The 17,874-nt window shown below is 54.7% G+C and carries 20 protein-coding genes and 1 riboswitch; of the genes, 5 read left to right on the forward strand and 15 right to left on the reverse strand.

Translation table 11 applies throughout. From position 1 onward, the window contains the following. The 15 genes from cbiM to pduF form a co-directional block, all read right to left on the reverse strand. Positions 1–738 (reverse strand): cobalt ECF transporter S component CbiM, encoded by a 738-nt coding sequence (gene cbiM / locus N7E69_RS23210; RefSeq protein ID WP_000764336.1) that lies wholly within the window; start codon positions 736–738, stop codon positions 1–3. Next, entirely contained in the window at positions 735–1,448 is a 714-nt protein-coding gene (locus N7E69_RS23215) for a cobalt-factor II C(20)-methyltransferase (protein WP_001013560.1), read from the reverse strand. Before N7E69_RS23215 ends, cbiM begins: the two co-directional genes overlap by 4 nt. After that, a complete protein-coding gene (gene cbiK / locus N7E69_RS23220; protein ID WP_237141762.1) occupies positions 1,445–2,221 on the reverse strand; it encodes a sirohydrochlorin cobaltochelatase in 777 nt (258 codons plus the stop codon). The genes N7E69_RS23215 and cbiK overlap by 4 nt, the downstream gene beginning before the upstream one ends. Positions 2,222–2,240: 19 nt before the next feature. Further along, complete coding sequence (locus N7E69_RS23225; protein WP_001001987.1) at positions 2,241–3,032, reverse strand: cobalt-precorrin-6A reductase; 792 nt, start codon at positions 3,030–3,032, stop codon at positions 2,241–2,243. Next, a complete protein-coding gene (locus tag N7E69_RS23230) occupies positions 3,029–3,754 on the reverse strand; it encodes a precorrin-3B C(17)-methyltransferase (RefSeq protein ID WP_000953647.1) in 726 nt (241 codons plus the stop codon). The genes N7E69_RS23225 and N7E69_RS23230 overlap by 4 nt, the downstream gene beginning before the upstream one ends. Beyond that, complete coding sequence (gene cbiG / locus N7E69_RS23235; RefSeq protein ID WP_001098926.1) at positions 3,754–4,809, reverse strand: cobalt-precorrin 5A hydrolase; 1,056 nt, start codon at positions 4,807–4,809, stop codon at positions 3,754–3,756. Before cbiG ends, N7E69_RS23230 begins: the two co-directional genes overlap by 1 nt. Beyond that, complete coding sequence (locus tag N7E69_RS23240) at positions 4,790–5,563, reverse strand: cobalt-precorrin-4 methyltransferase (RefSeq protein WP_000004861.1); 774 nt, start codon at positions 5,561–5,563, stop codon at positions 4,790–4,792. The genes cbiG and N7E69_RS23240 overlap by 20 nt, the downstream gene beginning before the upstream one ends. Beyond that, on the reverse strand, positions 5,547–6,125 hold the full coding sequence (locus N7E69_RS23245) for a decarboxylating cobalt-precorrin-6B (C(15))-methyltransferase (RefSeq protein WP_000650985.1): 579 nt from the start codon (positions 6,123–6,125) through the stop codon (positions 5,547–5,549). The genes N7E69_RS23240 and N7E69_RS23245 overlap by 17 nt, the downstream gene beginning before the upstream one ends. After that, entirely contained in the window at positions 6,115–6,720 is a 606-nt protein-coding gene (locus N7E69_RS23250; protein WP_000958840.1) for a cobalt-precorrin-7 (C(5))-methyltransferase, read from the reverse strand. The genes N7E69_RS23245 and N7E69_RS23250 overlap by 11 nt, the downstream gene beginning before the upstream one ends. Then, positions 6,714–7,853, reverse strand: coding sequence for a cobalt-precorrin-5B (C(1))-methyltransferase CbiD (gene cbiD / locus N7E69_RS23255; protein WP_001292910.1), 1,140 nt, complete (start codon positions 7,851–7,853; stop codon positions 6,714–6,716). The genes N7E69_RS23250 and cbiD overlap by 7 nt, the downstream gene beginning before the upstream one ends. Beyond that, a complete protein-coding gene (locus tag N7E69_RS23260) occupies positions 7,853–8,485 on the reverse strand; it encodes a cobalt-precorrin-8 methylmutase (RefSeq protein ID WP_000558988.1) in 633 nt (210 codons plus the stop codon). Before N7E69_RS23260 ends, cbiD begins: the two co-directional genes overlap by 1 nt. 10 nt (positions 8,486–8,495) lie before the next feature. Continuing rightward, on the reverse strand, positions 8,496–9,455 hold the full coding sequence (gene cbiB, locus N7E69_RS23265; protein ID WP_000153654.1) for an adenosylcobinamide-phosphate synthase CbiB: 960 nt from the start codon (positions 9,453–9,455) through the stop codon (positions 8,496–8,498). Next, positions 9,452–10,831 carry a cobyrinate a,c-diamide synthase gene (locus tag N7E69_RS23270; protein WP_000741244.1) on the reverse strand — a complete coding sequence of 460 codons (1,380 nt, stop codon included), beginning with the start codon at positions 10,829–10,831 and terminating at the stop codon, positions 9,452–9,454. Before N7E69_RS23270 ends, cbiB begins: the two co-directional genes overlap by 4 nt. Positions 10,832–10,927: 96 nt before the next feature. Then, a riboswitch (cobalamin riboswitch) is annotated at positions 10,928–11,103 on the reverse strand. Positions 11,104–11,428: 325 nt separating this feature from the next. Beyond that, positions 11,429–12,340, reverse strand: a complete 912-nt coding sequence (pocR, locus tag N7E69_RS23275; protein ID WP_000622326.1) for a transcriptional regulator PocR — start codon at positions 12,338–12,340, stop codon at positions 11,429–11,431. 216 nt (positions 12,341–12,556) lie between these two features. Continuing rightward, positions 12,557–13,351 carry a propanediol diffusion facilitator PduF gene (pduF, locus tag N7E69_RS23280; RefSeq protein WP_001000023.1) on the reverse strand — a complete coding sequence of 265 codons (795 nt, stop codon included), beginning with the start codon at positions 13,349–13,351 and terminating at the stop codon, positions 12,557–12,559. A 524-nt stretch (positions 13,352–13,875) separates the two neighbouring features. On the opposite strand from pduF, the gene pduA reads away from it, so the two are divergent. From pduA to pduE, 5 genes are read left to right on the forward strand one after another with little or no spacing between them, the layout of a single operon-like run. Next, positions 13,876–14,160: a propanediol utilization microcompartment protein PduA gene (gene pduA, locus N7E69_RS23285; protein ID WP_001576180.1), complete on the forward strand. Its 285-nt coding sequence runs from the start codon at positions 13,876–13,878 to the stop codon at positions 14,158–14,160. Then, positions 14,157–14,969: a propanediol utilization microcompartment protein PduB gene (gene pduB, locus N7E69_RS23290; protein WP_000097497.1), complete on the forward strand. Its 813-nt coding sequence runs from the start codon at positions 14,157–14,159 to the stop codon at positions 14,967–14,969. Before pduA ends, pduB begins: the two co-directional genes overlap by 4 nt. Positions 14,970–14,987: 18 nt before the next feature. Next, positions 14,988–16,652 (forward strand): propanediol dehydratase large subunit PduC, encoded by a 1,665-nt coding sequence (gene pduC, locus N7E69_RS23295; RefSeq protein WP_001256896.1) that lies wholly within the window; start codon positions 14,988–14,990, stop codon positions 16,650–16,652. Between the two features lie 10 nt (positions 16,653–16,662). Continuing rightward, a complete protein-coding gene (gene pduD / locus N7E69_RS23300) occupies positions 16,663–17,337 on the forward strand; it encodes a propanediol dehydratase medium subunit PduD (protein WP_000405052.1) in 675 nt (224 codons plus the stop codon). A gap of 14 nt (positions 17,338–17,351) precedes the next feature. After that, on the forward strand, positions 17,352–17,873 hold the full coding sequence (gene pduE, locus N7E69_RS23305; RefSeq protein ID WP_001090597.1) for a propanediol dehydratase small subunit PduE: 522 nt from the start codon (positions 17,352–17,354) through the stop codon (positions 17,871–17,873). The last annotated feature ends 1 nt before the right edge of the window (position 17,874 follow it).

Raw genomic sequence — 17,874 nt, forward strand, 5'->3', positions numbered from 1 at the left:
TTAATGTCCTTGTACGGTAATCACTTGCCGTTTGGTTAACTGGTCATAAATCATGACGGTTAATAAACCTTCAGCAATAGCGACAGGAATCTGTGTGAGGCAGAAAATCCCCATAAACTTCACAACAGACCCTGTCGCTCCGGCATGGGGATCTGGAAACGCAACGCCAAGCTGGACTGAAGTCACAAAATAGGTCGCCAAATCCGCCAGCATCGCGCACAGAAAAACGGCGACATCGCGGCGCAGTCCGGCACGGCAGGCCATTTTCCACACCAGATAACCGACAACCGGGCCAATCACCGCCATCGACATTCCATTTGCGCCAAGCGTCGTCAGGCCGCCATGCGCCAGCAATAGCGCCTGAAACAACAGCACAACCGCGCCGAGAATCGCCACCACCCCAGGCCCGAACAAGATAACCGCCAGACCAACGCCGGTCGGATGTGAACAACTCCCCGTTACCGACGGAATTTTGAGCGCGGACAGGACAAAAATAAACGCGCCGCACAGCGCCAGCAGTACCTTCTGATGATTATCCTCCTGCACAATACGCCGTAAGCGTACCAGCCCATACCACAAGCAGGGTAAAAACAGTAACCACCAGGCCAGCGCCCACACTGGCGGTAAAAAGCCCTCCATGATATGCATCGCAAACGCCTGTTGCGGGACAACCATCAGCAATAGCGCTGCAGCCAGTCCACTGAAAGACAACTGTCTAAGCTGCTGTTCAAGTTTCATTCTGCATACTCCCACTGTTTATTGACCAGAATGGTCGAAAAATAGGGCAACGCTCGATCATCGTTGACCTCGTGGAGGTGGCGCCAGCACTGCTCGCCGAGCAGCGTGGCCTCGGACATCATTAAGGCGCATTCCAGCAGGCCAGCCTGCGCCAGCAACGCTTTAATACGGGCGAATCGGCCATACACTTTCATCAACACCAGGCTATCATGCTGTTGTAGCGCCTGGGCTATTTCCGCCTCCGGCGCGGTACAAGAAATAACCGCCAGCGATTGCCGTTCTATGGCGAGCGGCATTTTCGCGCGGGCGGCTATCGCGGCGAAGGACGTGACGCCGGGGACAATCTCCAGCCACTCCGGGCAGCCGATTCTCTGGAGTAAAAAAATCCAGGTACTGAATAGCATCGCATCGCCCAGGGTAATAAAACCGACCTGTTTACCCGCTTCCACCTCTGTGGTAAGCGCGGCGGCAACCTCGTTCCAGACCGCTTCTTTCTCGGCGCCGTCAGCGCTCATAGGGAAATGGCAACAACGTACTTCCGTCTGCTCGCCGAGATAGTCGCGCACAATCGACAGCGCCAGGCTATCGCCCCCCTTACGACCGGCGGGCGCATACAGAATGTCCAGCGAGCCAAGAATCCGCGCTGCGCGGACGGTTATCAGGTCGGGCGCGCCTGGCCCGGTACTTAATGCGTATAATTTACCGTTCATGCCGCCTCCTCTACCGTCATGTTCAGCGCCTGGCGCAAATGCGCGACAAACATCGCCCGGATAGCCGGGTTTTCTCCCAGCCCGCTCAGCCACGGCGTCGCCGGAATGCCCGCCGCGTTAAAGCGCATTTTCCATGAGTCGCCGTCGTCTGAAGCCATATCATTAATGGCGTGATCGCCCGCCACCAGCATTAATGGCATCAAATGTACGCCGGTGACGCCTTCGTCACGCAGGCTGTCGATCAGGATGTCGACCTCCGGGTAGCTTTCTACGGCGCCGACGCGCGCCGGAAAGCGCTGCGCGGTCATCATATGATCGAGACAGGCATAAGCTGCGAATGCGTGATGGCTGGCGCCGTGGCCCATAAAAACGACTTTCTCCGTTTGTCTGAGCGATGGCATCTGTTGTCGCAACGCCTGCATTAGCTGCACATAATCGTTATGGCTGCTCAGCAACGGCACGCCCAGCGTCAGGCGAGTGAATAACGGACGCAAGAGTTGTACTTCACGGCCAATTTTTTCATATTCGTCGCCGTTAATAATGTGCAACGACTGAATCGCCACGTCCTGATATCCCTGTGCGGCAAGCTTTTGCAAAGCCTGTAATGGCGTATCGATGTCGATACCGTCACGCTGGCGAAGCTTGCGAATGATCATTCCGGAAGTGAAGGCGCGAAACAGGTCGCGATCGGGACAAGACGCCGCCAGATCACGTTCGCACGCCACAATGTTTTTTTCACAGGTGTCGTGATAGCTGGTGCCAAAACTGACCACCAGAAGCGCTTTTTCATTTTTACTCCTTAGCTGCGGCCAGCCAGCGCGATAAACGCTGCGCAAAGGCGGCCTGGCTTTCCAGTAACTCATCACCCGTCACAAGCGGCGTCGGGCGCGCAATAACGATGCAGGGAATGCCCGCATCCAGACAGGGCTGAACTTTTTCCTGATATCCCCCCTCCGCGCCGGATGCTTTGGTAATGACTACGTCGGCCCGGCACTGGTGGTAAAACGCGGCGTTAAAATCAGCGCTGAACGGCCCACACAGTGCGAAAATTTCTCCAACGCCGAACCCCAGTTCGCTGCAGCGTTGAATCACCTCCGCCACGGGCAGTACGCGCGCCAGCAACGTTTTTTCCGCCAGCCCGGCACGCCAGACGGCCAGATCTTTACTGCCGGTCGTCAGTAACACGCGCGGACCAAAACGCCTCGCTATCTCGCAGGCATCGGCAATACTGCGCTCCGTATAGAGAAGCGGATGCGTCAGATTGCTAAGCTGCTCCGGACGCTGATAACGACTTAACAACACGCCCGCCGTTTCACAGGCGCGAAGGAGGTTATGGCTGACCATTTCTGCATAAGGATGCGATGCATCTATTACCCAGCGAGTACGGTTTTCTTTTAGCCAGGCGACCATCTGCCCGTACTCCAGACGACCACAGCGCACCTGTCCTTTAATGTCGCCAGCCAGCGCTTTTCCGGCTGGCGTCGCCACGGATAAGGTGTACGCGACGTTCGCCGCATCCAGTTGTCGGCATAACGCGCGCGCATCGCTGGTGCCGCCCACCACCAGCACCTCCCCCTCATTCACAACGTGTAACCTCGCGGCGTTATCATCAGCCCATCCTGAACATAGGTCGTTTTATTACCAACGATGACCAGACTGGTCATATCTACCGGTTCAAAATCCATATCGCCGAGCGTAGTCAGCCATTTTTCCTCTTTCTTACGTCCGGCGGATTTCACCACGCCAACCGGCGTTTGCGCGCTTTTACTGGCGGCAAGCAGGTCAAACGCGCGCGCCAGATGCCCTTCGCGCCCGCGGCTGCGCGGGTTGTAAAAACAGATAACAAAGTCTGCCTCTCCGGCGGCAACAATACGTTTTTCAATAACCGGCCACGGGGTCAGCAGGTCGCTGAGGCTGATATGACAGAAGTCATGCATCAACGGCGCGCCCAGTAAAGAGGCGGCGGCGATGCTGGCGGTCATGCCAGGAATGAGCCGCACCTCGACGTCCAGTTTTTGCTTGCCGACCAGTTCCAGCACCAGACCCGCCATGCCGTAAATTCCCGCATCCCCGCTGCTGATGAGCGCTACGTTATGCCCAGCCTGCGCCAGTTCAATAGCCGCCTGGCAGCGTTCAATTTCCTTACACATGCCGGTCTTGATCACCTGCTTATCGCCGGTGAATGCTTTAACCAGATGGGTATAGGTTTTGTAGCCCACGACGATTTCCGCCGCCTGTAACGCCTCAATCGCTTCCATGGTCATCATTGACTGTGAGCCAGGGCCAATTCCGATTACGCTTAACATCAGTGTGAAATTCCCAAAGTAATAGTGACGCCCTGTTCTCGCAGGGTCTCGCCTAACAATTGTCCCTGGCTTAATAACCACGCTGCCGGGCCGGATACGCTGCCAACGCCCACCGTTTTTCTGACGAAGCCAGAACCGGGAAAATGGTGTTCGAATTCACGCAACGCTTCGGCGGTAAAGGTTTTAAAAGGCACGCGGCAGCAGGAGGCGAGCTGAATAAGCCCCGGCTCCCCTTTTTTGAGCGTGACGCTGCCAATCGCTTTTAACGCCAGCGGATCGAGTTTCTGCGCTTCAAGCTGACGCGCCAGTAATGTCGCTAACAGGGGAAATGGCGTATCGCGGCGACAGCCAATTCCCGCCACCACACGCTGGGGCACCAGTTTCCAGTGCAGTACGGGAAGCTCAGGGAGGTCATTACGCAAAGAGACGCAGATAAGCGCATCCAGCTCAGGCAACCGCTGCAAATCATCAACAGGGATAAAACCGCGAATATCGCACTGGCCGATCTCTTCCGTTAGTTCGGCATCCCACCATAACCCCACACGTTGATGACTGACCAACATCTGGTTAACGGTTTTTACCGCCGTGCGAAGATCGGACATGCGGGCGTTAAGCTGGAAAGCTAAGGTGTCCAACGCGGACATCTCATTGACATCCGTTGCCGTGGTAATCACCGGATCGGCGCCTAACATTCCTGCCAGGTAGCGCGTCAAGGCATTGGCCCCGCCCGCATGACCGGAAAGCAGGCTAATGACATGCTGACCTCGTTCATCAATGACGACCACCGCCGGATCGCTGAACTTGTCGTTCACTAACGGCGCCAGGACACGAACGGCAATGCCGGTCGCGCCGATAAAAATAAGCGCGGTATAAGTGGTAAAAGCCTGCCGGGCGGTATTAGCGAATCCGCCATCGAAGGGAATAAATCCCTCTTCCCGCAGTTTTTCACTGGTAAAGCAGGTTAACGGCAGCATCGCGGAGAGTCTCTTTGCCAGCGCCACGCCGCCGGGCGTCAGGCAAAACAACGCAATGGATTCAGGCTTTACGGTATTCATGGCTAAAGTCCGCTGCATAAAGTCTTGAGTAGTGATACTCCTTACCCAGAAAATTCCCGACCAGAATCAGCGCCGTCTTACGGATGCCAGCATCACGTACTTTGTCGCTAATATCCGCTAACGTGCCGCGAACGGTCTGGCTTTCCGGCCAGGTAGCCTTATAGATGACCGCGACAGGCGTAGCTGCCGGATAACCGCCGGCAATGAGACGTTCCGCCACTCGGTGAATACGCTGAACGGAGAGATAAATCGCCATCGACGTCTGGTGACTGGCGAACGCCTCCAGTTGCTCGCGCGCCGGTACTGGCGTACGCCCTTCCAGACGGGTAATAATGAGACTCTGCGATACCTCCGGTACGGTATATTCCACACCCAGCTCCACCGCAGCGCCGAGAAACGCGCTGACGCCAGGCACTACCTGCCAGTCGATACCACGGCGGGTTAACTCTTCGCCTTGCTCACGTACGGAGCCGTACAGCGAGACATCGCCCGCTTGCAAACGCACCACCGTTTTTCCCGCTTTCACGCCCGCCGCCATCAGCTCGATAATCTGCTCAAGATGCAGTTCGGCGCTGTCGTAGCGTTCTGCCTGCGCGGGGCAGTAATCCAGCAATTCGGTATTGATCAGCGAACCGGCATAGATAACTACCTGCGCCTGTTGCAGCAGGCGGTAGCCTTTAAGCGTGATCAGCTCGCGATCGCCCGGCCCGGCGCCGACGAACCATACACAGCGTGGATCAAATGTCTCTGACATGGTTTTCTTCCTTCTGACAGGCGATAACAAAAACAGGATTGTTCGGTTTGAAATAGTGCCCCGCCCCCAGCGGCGTTAACGATGAAAGCTGAAGCTGTACACAGTCCATTCGACATGCGCCGATGTGCGCAAGATGCGCCAGCGCGCTATGAAGGTTTTCCTGCAAGATAAAGGTCATCACCAGACGGCCACCGGGATGCAGATGGCCCATCGCCCAGTCAATCAGCGCCGTCAGATGTCCGCCGCTGCCGCCCATAAACACCGCATCGGCTTTCCCGGTTATGGTCATTGGCGCTTCGCCGGGGAGAATATCGATATTGCCGCAGGCAAAGCGCTGACGATTCTCATCAAGCAGCCGTAGCGCGGCAGGATTACGCTCGATAGCCGTCACCTGCAACGAAGGAAATTGCAGCGCCGCTTCAATTGAGACGCTTCCCGTTCCCGCCCCGACGTCAATCAGGTGACTGGCGCGGTGGAGCTCAAGTTTCGACAGCGCCAGCGCCCGTACCGCCTCTTTGGTCATTGGCACGTTCTCGCCGCGCAGAAAAAGCTCATCTTTCATCCAGGATCACCACTGTATTCATTTCATAGTCGGCGTTGACCGCACTGACGGGTAGCCAGTGGATCCGCTCATTTTCCATCGCCAGATTTTCACCAATCACCATTAAGCGATGCCCTTTGCCCCGCGCGACCAGTTCCCGCGCGATTTCTCGCGGCCCGCAGCGGGCATCCGTGACCATCGCCACTTTGCGATGGCTCGCCAACTGATCGAAGCTGACGCAACGACCGTGGCTACTGGTCAACCACATGTCATTCATATCAATTCCAGCCTGCGCGCACAGATACTGTACGGCGCTGATGCCAGGGATAATGCGAACCTGTTCGATACCAAAATGCGCCACCAGGCGTGTACCGATGCCATAAAACAGCGGATCGCCGGAGGCCAGCACCACGATCCCTTTATCCCAGCGGGCGGCAATCCAGGACAACAACGCGCCAATATCCGCGCCCAGCGTAAATCGTTCGCCGCCAAACGCCGGAAACTGCGCCAAATGCCGTTTACCGCCTGCCAGCGCATCGGCGTGGTCTATCGCTTCCAGCGCCGCAGGGGTCATCAAATGCCGTCCGGCGGGCCCCATTCCCACGACCGTTAGCATTGTAGCTCCTTAGCAATCTCGTCGACGGGACGATTACTGCCGAGAATATGGTTATCAAAAGAAAACAGGATGGCGTCGCAGACAGGCGGCGTTTTGGTAAAACGCAGCATCTGCATGACTCGCAAACAAATACGCCTGGCAAGATGGTTATAGATATGCCCGAAGCCATATGCTTCAATGTGCTCCATTGCCGCTTCAGTGGTATCGCAATCGCCGACCAGGGTGAGTAACTCCAGCGGCGCGCCCAGTAAAGCTAAATGCGCGACCAGCGTTTCCATGCGCGCATCGGCAATATGGCTATGGGTATGAAAGATCCCGGCGGCGATTTTGATCAGTTTTCCAGGATGCCCCACCAGCACTATCTGGCAAAATCCCAGCCGTACCGCCTCTTCAATCATGTAGCCGACAAAATTGCTCATGGTGACGACTGCCTGTGTGTCGACGCCCATTTGTTCGCGAACAAACCGTTCGCCGTGGTTGCCCGGCACGAGTATCACCCGCGTTAATCCTGACGCCCGTTTGATCTCCAGTTCCAGCGATAGTGAGCGTTTCCAGCTTTCTTCCGACATCGGCGTCACAATGCCGGTAGTGCCAATAATGGAAATGCCGCCAAGGATGCCAAGCCGCGAGTTATACGTTTTTTGCGCCCGCACTTCGCCTTCCGGGGCAAAAATCTCCACATCGGCCCCACGCGCCGGGCCTATCGCTTCGCGCACCGCTGACTCAATGGTATGGCGCGGCGTACGATTGATGGCGGCGCTCCCGAGCGGCAGTCCAATCCCTTTACGCGTTACCGTACCAATACCTTCGCCGCCAGTGAGCGTAATCTCACCGCTGTCGTTGAGCGTAACGCGGGCAAAAATCAGCATTCCGTGCGTGGCATCCACGTCATCGCCGCCATCTTTACGAATTGCGGCTATCGCCTGCTGGCCTTCAATGTGCGGCGACTCCACGTTCAGGCATAGCGTGACGCCCGACGGCGTGACGATGGAGACCTGATGAATCAGATGTTGACGTAATACCATCAGCGCGGCGACTTTTGCCGCCGCCGTCGCGCAGGAACCGGTGGTATATCCTTTACGTAACGCTTTACCGTGGTGCCAGACCGGCGCGTCAAAAGAAAGCTCGCTCATCAGGCCTCCCGGAGATGATAGAGCAGCGCATTGACGATAGCGGCAGCCACGTTACTGCCGCCTTTACGCCCTAACGCGGCAACCGCGGGGAAATGGCTATGGGTGAGTGCCTCTTTGGACTCCGCCGCGCCGACAAAGCCTACCGGTACGCCCACCACGCCGCTCACCGTCACGTTATGTTCAAGCAAACGGAACAGGGCCGTCGGCGCATTACCGAAAACAAAGAGCTTGTTTTTCTCCTCCTCGGCGATAGCGATATCGACGGCGGCCATTGAACGGGTAATCCCCTGCGTTTGTGCGGCGCGCACCACGCGCGGATCGCTGATATAACAGCGACACTCGCCGCCAAACGTCGCCAGTAATCTTTTATTAATGCCGGACAGCGCCATCGTGGTATCGGTATAAATAATGCACGGATGGCGTAACGCATCACAAAGCTGCTCCAGCGCATCGGCAGAGAACCACAAAATGTCCAGCCAGTCGAAATCGGCGGTGGTATGAATAACCCGCTTGATAATGGCCTCATGGAGCGGACTGGCGAAACGGTAATCAGGACGCGTTTCGCGAATAATGTCGCTAATAATGGTGAAACTGTTGGCCTCAATGGTTTGGGGCTGCTGGATATAATGCATACTGTCGTCCTCAGGCCACGCCAGATAACCCGCACCGCGCCGCAATAAACAGCGCCAGCGCCAGGGTTGAAGCGACCCACATCAATCGAATCGTTCGGGAAATATCGTCTACGGAAATATCGCGCTGCGCGTCGCCGATCCAGGGCTTGTCCACACGCTCGCCAAAGTAGTTATTTGGGCCGCCGAGCTGGATACCTAAGGCGCCGGCCACACACGCTTCCGACCAGGCGCAATTTGGGCTACTGTGGTTATAACGGTCACGCCAGCCAATACGCAGCGCCCGCCAACCACTCAGGCGACACAGTCCTGCCGCAATGCCCAGCAACAGCCAGCTCAGTCGGGCGGGAAGATAGTTCGCTACGTCGTCCATACGGGCGCTGACCATACCAATCGCCCGGTATTTTTCATGTTTGTAGCCCACCATTGAATCCAGGGTATTGACGGCTTTGTAGGCCATCGCCAGCGGCGCGCCGCCGAGAAAGAGGAAAAAGAGCGGCGCGATAATGCCGTCAACGGTGTTTTCTGCAACCGTTTCCACCACAGCGCGATTGATCTGCGCTGGCTGAAGTTGCGACGTATCGCGCCCGACGATCCAGGAGAGTTTTATTCGGCTTTCCGCAAGGTCGTTCTCCCGCAACGGTCGTTCAACCTCCTGTGCGGCGCGGGCCAGAGAGCGTCCGGCCAGCGTGGTAAAGATCATCCAGACTTCGACGCTCCAGCCAAACCAGGGGTGAATCCGCTGCGCCAGCGCCAGTACGCCCCATGCCACGCCCCAGGTCGCCCCGACAACCACAACCCACATTACGCCGCCGCCAATCCGCAGCGCTTTATCGCCGGGACAATAGCGACGCACAATACGCTGCACAAACGTGATTAAACGGCCTATCCAGCGTACCGGATGGGGCCAGTGTTGAGGGTCGCCGATGATAAAATCCAGCACCCAGGCGATACACCAGGCAAGGATCGTCATAATACGCGCCTCGCCGCCGCCAGCCAGTGCTGCAACATTTCCAGACGCTGGGCGAAATGGACGTGCAGATAGCTGGCAAACGTGTTGCCTGTCTGCCAGCCGCCAGCCCATTCCTGTAACACGCGGCCATCGCGAACCTTACGACAGGCCATAACGGCGGGTGTTTCGGGGATAAAATCTGAGTAGTGAAATTCATGGCCGCGCACTATCTCGCCAGGCACCGCCAATAGCGTTGGCTGCATAGCCTGCGCCTCACAATAACCAAAGCGGGTAAGTCGCTTACCCATTTTGCTGTGACCGGGGATAATATTCGCCATCTGATGAATTTCCCCACCGCTATCCTCCAGAGTGCTCCCCAGATACATCAGACCGCCACACTCCGCGTAAATCGCCACGCCGCGCTGATGCGCCGCCCGCAAATGTTTTAACATCGCCGTATTTGCCGCCAGATCCGCGGCGTATAATTCAGGATATCCACCGCCCAGCCAGATCATCTGACAATCAGGCAATGCGCGGTCATGCAGTGGGCTAAAACGCACAATGTTAACGCCGGCACGCTCCAGAAAATCGATGTTATCGGGATAATAAAAGTTAAAGGCCTCATCATCCGCCAGAGCAAGCGTCAGCCCTGCCCCCGCTGTGTTATCGGGGCGCTCAGGCCACATTCCCGTCGGAAGCGCTGATAACACGCTCAGCGAGAGTAGCGCATCCACATCCACTGTTTGTTCCAGCGAGGCGGCAAAATCATGCCATGATTGCTGATTGACGAGGGATTCTCTGGCGGTAATCAACCCCAGGTGGCGTTCAGGTAATGCGACGCCGTCGCAAGGAGGGACATACCCCAGTACCGGCAGTGAGCAATAATGTTCAATGGCATTTTTGAGGAGCTGATAGTGGGCGTCGCTAGTGACGCGATTCACAATCACGCCCGCGAGGTTGAGGGTCAGGTCGAAGTGCTGAAATCCCATAACGGTAGCCGCAAGCGACGTTGAAACAGCCTTGCCGTCCACCAGTAGGATGACCGGGCAACCAAGCTGTTTGGCCATCGCGGCTGTGCTGCAGTAATTGGGGTCGACGCCATAGCCGTCATACAGCCCCATGACGCCTTCAATGACAGCGATATCCGCCTGCCGCATTTGTTCGCAAAATAAGGCGTTGAGAACAGGAGGAGGAAGAATGAAACTGTCAAGATTACGGGACGCCACGCCACAGATAGCGGTATGCCAGCCGGTATCAAGGTAATCTGGCCCAACTTTAAACGGCTGTACGCGCAGCGCGCGTTTTTGCAGCAGCCTCAACAAACCAAGCGTCACCGTGGTTTTGCCGCAACCGCTTCCTGTGCCTGCAAGAATAAATGCGTGATGCCTTGCCGCCATTACCCTGATCCTGTTCAGGGTGGTAGGGGTATACAGGTACGCGCATGTTCAGTCTTTCGACTGTACGCGTCTTCGCAACCCACTTCCCACCGAAGTTGTTGGTTATCACCGACAGGCAGGTCTTCTGGCTTAGCGTCCTCCTCGCCCGTCCTTCCCAATCTTGCGATCAGTGGTCTTTACGGGGTCGTCAGCATCACAGCAGCGGGGGCTGCGGGGGATTTTCACCCCCTTCCCTACCACAAATGTGGCAAACCTGTTGGTTTACGTTATGGCTGTACGGCACACCCATAACGACAATTAATAATGTGCTACGTTTTACATTTCTGTGAGCAATAGCCTGAGCGGTTGCTCGTCTGACGTTAATCTACTCATCCTTACCGGTATATTGACGATAAAACGTATCGACAAAGCGTAATAAAACTTATCTTTCCTGACACTGTACTTCATCACAAAAATAAAAACTGGTGCAGTTTATGCCCTAAATTTTATTATTTTGTTGCGCTATGACAATTTATTGTTACACCAGATAAATTTTCTTTCTGAAATGATTAAGATACAAAAGACTATCAAAAATCGGCAATAGCAAAATATTGCTATTCATAACGATGGAGGATGAGAATTCTCATTTATCTGCTGGCGATAAGCCTGCGGCGTAACCTGATAGGTCTGGCGGAAGACTTTGCAAAAATAGCTGGTTTGCGAAAAGCCTAAATTACGCGCAATACTGGCAATACTCCAGTCACTATGGCAAAGCAATTCTCTGGCGCTAACCATTCTCTGGCGGTTTACCCACGCATTAAATCCGATTCCCTGATATTTCTTGAATAGCTTACTGAAGTAATAGGGGCTGAGATAGACATGTGAGGCGACATCCTCAAGACGAAGATCGTCGGACAAATGCGCATCAATATAGCGAAGCGCTTTTTTCATTTTACTGTCATGCGGAGTGGGACCACGAGTGGTTTTATTTGCCTCCGATTGCTGCGGATTGTCTTTGATAACCACGAAATTGAGCTGTTTTTTCAGGCAATTCTCAACAATCAGTTTAAGAAGATCGGCGGAAGCGATAACGCGTGAATAGTCCATCTCTGGCACATTCCGAAATTCATTCAAGAGCTCAGGGTCAGCCTGCCAGCGATCGTCAACATTAAGAATGTTTACCAGCTCCACGTCATTACTTAAACGAACCTGCCCGCATAAAACAAAGCCAACTAAATGCCCTGCGATTACCAGCGGAATAGAAAAATCCGTTAGACCGGCATGACAACGATAAATACAGGGTTGATCGGACTTCGATGCCTCCAGTCCCCCGCAGCGATCGCTCATACGACAACGTGTACTATGCTGGGGATGCTGCCGCATCAACTGACAAAACGGCGTGAAATTGAATAGCTCAGATATTTCATCACCATGAATATTGACAACCACAACCGCCAGACCGGTGGCTTGTGCAAAATCCTGTGCGATTTTATTAATGAGTTCTGAGTTCAGAGCGCTCGCAGAAATCATGATAAAACCCCTCAGTTAATTTATTGTTATAAACAAAACACATTATTTACATTCACTTTTTATTAGCATTATCCTGGCCCTGATAAAAAGTACAATGACAATATCAAAAGTCTCCCATTGCTGGGAGACGTTTTGATCAGTTCGTGAAAGCAGATCACGAAATTATCTCACCTGTTTTTACGATACATCATTGCTGTGAATCTGGTTCGCATTTCCTTACAGTTCACAGCGGTTACAAGGTAAATTCTTACCAATAAAATAGCGATATATGGCTGCTCCGGCACAGGCGCCGATAACAGGCGCGACAATCGGCACGATAAAATAAGGGATCTCTCGCCCACCGCTCATCGCCATGTTCCCCCACCCCGCTAACCATGTGAACAGTTTGGGACCGAAATCACGCGCCGGGTTCATTGCAAAACCGGTAAGGGGTCCAGTAGACGCGCCGATAACGGCAACCAATATCCCAATAAGCAAAGGCGCAAGCGGCCCTTTAGGAATGCCATTGCCATCATCCGTCAATGCCATGATCATGCCCATCAGAATCGACGTAATGACCACTTCCACCAACGCAGCCTGCCATACATTTAGCGCTGCGGCCGGATAGGTACTGAAAATGCTGGCTAATTGCAAACTTTCGACGCTACCGCGCACCATATGATGCGCAGTCTCAAATTCAGTAAAAAGGCTACTATAAAGCACATACGCCAGCAGAGCGCCGCCAAAAGCGCCGGCAAACTGGGCAATAATATAAGGCAATACTTTCTGTTTGGGAAAGCAGGCAAACAGCCACAGCGCAATCGTCACCGCAGGGTTAAGATGTCCGCCGGAGATTCCGGCAGTAAGGTAAACGGCCAGTGAAATTCCAAGCCCCCAAATAATGCAAATCTCCCATAATCCGAGGCTGGCGCCTGCGACTTTGAGCGCGCTCAAACAACCGATACCAAAAAACAAAAAGAGTCCGGTGCCTAAAAATTCCGCACCACATTGCGCCTTTAGAGAATCATTCATGTGACACCTTCTGAGCAAAGTTCGTGTCCTGGCCAGCGCAAGTTTCGGCTGGCGGTAGAGTACAGCTAACCTCACTATAAAAAGTGCCGCCTGTAAATTGTTGGCAACCTGCGGGCCTGCCTTCCGGAAAAATCGTGTTGCGATAGCAAAATTTTGCTTTTCCGATATTTTTATCAGCCCATCACACGGGAAATTTGAGCTATAAAATACGCCTGTTGAAATAATAAAATATTGCACAAGCCAACTTATCAATTTCGAATAAACATCACATTTTGCGTCTTTCGCCATATCAAATAAAAATACTCTCGTCACTAACAAAAATGTAAAAATGAAATAATAAAAACAAAATAATCATATAGACAATAATAAATTAAATATTGATTATCAATGAGTTATAAAAATAAAAGGCAATTTAGTCATATTGCTTTCTCATTATTTTCTGATGCTCAACAGCAAGTCAGCCATTCTTTTTCCTCGCATCTTCTTATAGTCCCAACTATCGGAACACTCCATGCGAGGTCTTTATGCAACAAGAAGCACCAGGAATGGTAGAAACCAAAGGCTTAACCGCAGCCATAGAGGCCGCTGATGCAATGGTTAAGTCAGCCAATGTGATGTTAGTGGGCTATGAAAAGATTGGCTCCGGGCTGGTAACCGTCATCGTGCGCGGCGATGTTGGCGCGGTCAAAGCGGCCACCGATGCAGGTGCCGCAGCCGCACGCAACGTGGGTGAAGTGAAAGCCGTACACGTCATCCCACGCCCTCACACCGATGTAGAAAAAATCTTACCGAAGGGAATTAGCCAATGAGCAGCAATGAGCTGGTGGAACAGATCATGGCGCAGGTGATTGCCCGTGTGGCAACGCCGGAACAACAGGCCATCCCTGGTCAACCCCAACCTATACGAGAGACGGCTATGGCAGAAAAAAGCTGCAGTTTAACGGAATTTGTCGGGACCGCCATTGGCGATACCCTGGGCCTGGTTATCGCCAACGTCGATACCGCCCTGCTGGACGCGATGAAGCTTGAGAAGCGCTATCGTTCCATCGGTATTCTCGGCGCCCGAACCGGCGCAGGCCCGCACATTATGGCGGCGGACGAAGCGGTGAAAGCCACCAACACCGAAGTGGTCAGCATTGAGCTGCCGCGCGATACCAAAGGCGGAGCGGGCCACGGTTCGCTGATTATTTTAGGCGGTAACGATGTATCCGACGTCAAGCGCGGTATCGAAGTCGCGCTGAAAGAGCTGGACCGCACCTTCGGTGATGTTTACGGCAACGAAGCCGGACATATCGAGCTGCAGTACACCGCTCGCGCCAGCTATGCGCTGGAAAAAGCGTTCGGCGCGCCGATTGGCCGCGCCTGCGGCATTATCGTCGGCGCTCCGGCTTCCGTCGGCGTACTGATGGCCGATACCGCGCTGAAGTCAGCCAACGTTGAAGTCGTGGCGTACAGCTCTCCGGCGCACGGCACCAGCTTTAGTAACGAAGCTATTCTGGTGATTTCCGGCGACTCCGGCGCGGTCCGTCAGGCGGTGACCTCCGCCCGCGAAATCGGCAAAACCGTCCTTGCGACCCTCGGTTCTGAACCGAAAAACGATCGCCCGTCCTACATCTGATACCCACGAGGCTGATTCATGAGATCGAAAAGATTTGAAGCACTGGCGAAACGCCCTGTGAATCAGGACGGCTTTGTTAAGGAGTGGATCGAAGAAGGCTTTATCGCGATGGAAAGCCCGAACGACCCAAAACCGTCGATAAAAATCGTTAACGGCGCGGTAACCGAGCTGGACGGAAAACCGGTTAGCGAATTCGACCTGATCGACCACTTTATCGCCCGCTACGGCATCAACCTGAACCGCGCCGAAGAAGTGATGGCGATGGATTCGGTCAAGCTGGCTAACATGCTGTGCGATCCGAACGTCAAGCGCAGCGAAATCGTTCCGCTAACCACCGCGATGACCCCAGCGAAAATTGTCGAAGTGGTTTCGCATATGAACGTGGTTGAGATGATGATGGCGATGCAGAAAATGCGCGCCCGCCGTACTCCATCTCAACAGGCGCACGTCACCAACGTTAAAGACAACCCGGTGCAAATTGCCGCCGATGCCGCCGAAGGCGCATGGCGCGGGTTTGACGAACAAGAGACGACGGTTGCGGTAGCGCGCTATGCGCCGTTCAACGCCATCGCGCTGCTGGTTGGTTCTCAGGTAGGTCGTCCGGGGGTACTGACTCAATGCTCGCTGGAAGAAGCCACCGAGCTGAAGCTCGGCATGCTGGGCCACACCTGCTACGCCGAAACCATCTCCGTTTACGGCACCGAGCCGGTCTTCACCGACGGTGACGATACCCCATGGTCGAAGGGCTTCTTAGCCTCTTCCTACGCCTCTCGCGGCCTGAAAATGCGCTTCACCTCCGGCTCCGGCTCCGAAGTGCAGATGGGCTACGCCGAAGGCAAATCCATGCTGTATCTGGAAGCGCGCTGCATCTATATCACCAAAGCCGCGGGCGTTCAGGGGCTGCAAAACGGCTCCGTAAGCTGCATCGGCGTACCGTCTGCCGTGCCGTCAGGCATTCGTGCCGTGCTGGCGGAAAACCTGATCTGCTCTTCGCTGGATCTGGAATGCGCCTCCAGTAACGACCAGACCTTCACCCACTCCGATATGCGTCGTACCGCGCGCCTGCTGATGCAGTTCCTGCCGGGTACCGACTTTATCTCCTCTGGTTATTCCGCGGTGCCGAACTACGACAACATGTTCGCCGGTTCCAACGAAGATGCGGAAGACTTTGACGACTACAACGTTATCCAGCGTGACCTGAAAGTGGACGGCGGTCTGCGCCCGGTTCGCGAAGAGGACGTTATCGCCATCCGTAACAAAGCCGCCCGCGCGCTGCAGGCCGTGTTTGCCGGAATGGGACTGCCGCCGATTACCGATGAAGAAGTTGAAGCTGCGACCTATGCCCACGGTTCGAAAGATATGCCGGAGCGTAACATCGTCGAAGACATCAAGTTCGCCCAAGAAATCATCAATAAAAACCGCAACGGTCTGGAAGTCGTTAAAGCGCTGGCGCAGGGCGGGTTTACCGACGTGGCCCAGGACATGCTCAACATCCAGAAAGCCAAGCTAACCGGCGACTATTTGCACACCTCCGCCATTATCGTCGGCGACGGACAAGTGCTCTCTGCGGTTAATGACGTCAATGACTATGCCGGTCCGGCAACAGGTTATCGCCTGCAGGGAGAACGCTGGGAAGAGATTAAAAACATCCCTGGCGCTCTTGATCCCAACGAGATTGATTAAGGGGTGAGAAATGGAAATTAATGAAAAATTGCTGCGCCAGATAATTGAAGACGTGCTTCGCGATATGAAGGGCAGCGATAAACCCGTCTCGTTTAATGCGCCTGCGGTATCCACAGCACCACAGACCGCTGCGCCTGCGGGCGACGGCTTTCTGACCGAAGTGGGCGAAGCGCGCCAGGGCACTCAGCAGGACGAAGTCATTATCGCCGTCGGCCCGGCATTTGGCCTGGCGCAAACCGTCAATATCGTCGGCTTACCGCATAAGAGCATTTTGCGCGAAGTCATTGCCGGTATTGAAGAAGAAGGTATCAGGGCGCGCGTGATTCGCTGCTTTAAATCTTCCGACGTGGCGTTCGTCGCCGTGGAAGGTAACCGCCTGAGCGGCTCCGGCATCTCCATCGGCATCCAGTCGAAAGGCACTACGGTTATCCACCAGCAGGGGCTACCGCCGCTCTCCAACCTGGAGCTGTTCCCACAGGCGCCGCTGCTGACGCTGGAAACCTACCGTCAGATTGGTAAAAACGCCGCCCGTTATGCGAAACGCGAATCACCACAGCCGGTCCCTACGCTCAATGACCAGATGGCACGCCCGAAGTACCAGGCAAAGTCGGCCATTTTGCACATTAAAGAGACCAAGTACGTCGTGACGGGCAAAAACCCGCAGGAACTGCGCGTGGCGCTTTGATAAAGGATAACTCCATGAATACCGACGCAATTGAATCGATGGTTCGGGACGTATTGAGCCGCATGAACAGCCTGCAGGGCGATGCGCCAGCAGCGGCTCCTGCGGCAGGCGGCACGTCCCGCAGCGCAAAGGTCAGCGACTACCCGCTGGCGAACAAACACCCGGAATGGGTGAAAACCGCCACCAATAAAACGCTGGACGACTTTACGCTGGAAAACGTGCTGAGCAATAAAGTCACCGCTCAGGATATGCGCATTACCCCGGAAACCCTGCGCTTACAGGCGTCTATCGCCAAAGATGCGGGCCGCGACCGGCTGGCGATGAACTTCGAACGCGCCGCCGAACTGACCGCGGTACCGGACGATCGCATTCTTGAAATCTACAACGCCCTTCGTCCGTATCGTTCAACGAAAGAAGAGCTGCTCGCTATCGCCGACGATCTCGAAAACCGTTATCAGGCAAAGATTTGCGCAGCTTTCGTTCGTGAAGCGGCAGGGCTGTACGTTGAGCGTAAAAAACTCAAAGGCGACGATTAAG

The organism is Salmonella sp. 3C (genome assembly GCF_025426275.1).
Lineage (GTDB): Bacteria > Pseudomonadota > Gammaproteobacteria > Enterobacterales > Enterobacteriaceae > Salmonella > Salmonella enterica.

What these genes read in the sequence shown, in the direction of transcription:
- cbiM (WP_000764336.1), bottom strand. Translation starts at nt 738, where the DNA reads ATGAAACTTGAACAGCAGCTTAGACAGTTGTCTTTCAGTGGACTGGCT.
- N7E69_RS23215 (WP_001013560.1), bottom strand. Translation starts at nt 1,448, where the DNA reads ATGAACGGTAAATTATACGCATTAAGTACCGGGCCAGGCGCGCCCGAC.
- N7E69_RS23230 (WP_000953647.1), bottom strand. Translation starts at nt 3,754, where the DNA reads ATGTTAAGCGTAATCGGAATTGGCCCTGGCTCACAGTCAATGATGACC.
- cbiG (WP_001098926.1), bottom strand. Translation starts at nt 4,809, where the DNA reads ATGAATACCGTAAAGCCTGAATCCATTGCGTTGTTTTGCCTGACGCCC.
- N7E69_RS23240 (WP_000004861.1), bottom strand. Translation starts at nt 5,563, where the DNA reads ATGTCAGAGACATTTGATCCACGCTGTGTATGGTTCGTCGGCGCCGGG.
- N7E69_RS23245 (WP_000650985.1), bottom strand. Translation starts at nt 6,125, where the DNA reads ATGAAAGATGAGCTTTTTCTGCGCGGCGAGAACGTGCCAATGACCAAA.
- N7E69_RS23250 (WP_000958840.1), bottom strand. Translation starts at nt 6,720, where the DNA reads ATGCTAACGGTCGTGGGAATGGGGCCCGCCGGACGGCATTTGATGACC.
- cbiD (WP_001292910.1), bottom strand. Translation starts at nt 7,853, where the DNA reads ATGAGCGAGCTTTCTTTTGACGCGCCGGTCTGGCACCACGGTAAAGCG.
- N7E69_RS23260 (WP_000558988.1), bottom strand. Translation starts at nt 8,485, where the DNA reads ATGCATTATATCCAGCAGCCCCAAACCATTGAGGCCAACAGTTTCACC.
- cbiB (WP_000153654.1), bottom strand. Translation starts at nt 9,455, where the DNA reads ATGACGATCCTTGCCTGGTGTATCGCCTGGGTGCTGGATTTTATCATC.
- N7E69_RS23270 (WP_000741244.1), bottom strand. Translation starts at nt 10,831, where the DNA reads ATGGCGGCAAGGCATCACGCATTTATTCTTGCAGGCACAGGAAGCGGT.
- pocR (WP_000622326.1), bottom strand. Translation starts at nt 12,340, where the DNA reads ATGATTTCTGCGAGCGCTCTGAACTCAGAACTCATTAATAAAATCGCA.
- pduF (WP_001000023.1), bottom strand. Translation starts at nt 13,351, where the DNA reads ATGAATGATTCTCTAAAGGCGCAATGTGGTGCGGAATTTTTAGGCACC.
- pduA (WP_001576180.1), top strand. Translation starts at nt 13,876, where the DNA reads ATGCAACAAGAAGCACCAGGAATGGTAGAAACCAAAGGCTTAACCGCA.
- pduB (WP_000097497.1), top strand. Translation starts at nt 14,157, where the DNA reads ATGAGCAGCAATGAGCTGGTGGAACAGATCATGGCGCAGGTGATTGCC.
- pduC (WP_001256896.1), top strand. Translation starts at nt 14,988, where the DNA reads ATGAGATCGAAAAGATTTGAAGCACTGGCGAAACGCCCTGTGAATCAG.
- pduD (WP_000405052.1), top strand. Translation starts at nt 16,663, where the DNA reads ATGGAAATTAATGAAAAATTGCTGCGCCAGATAATTGAAGACGTGCTT.
- pduE (WP_001090597.1), top strand. Translation starts at nt 17,352, where the DNA reads ATGAATACCGACGCAATTGAATCGATGGTTCGGGACGTATTGAGCCGC.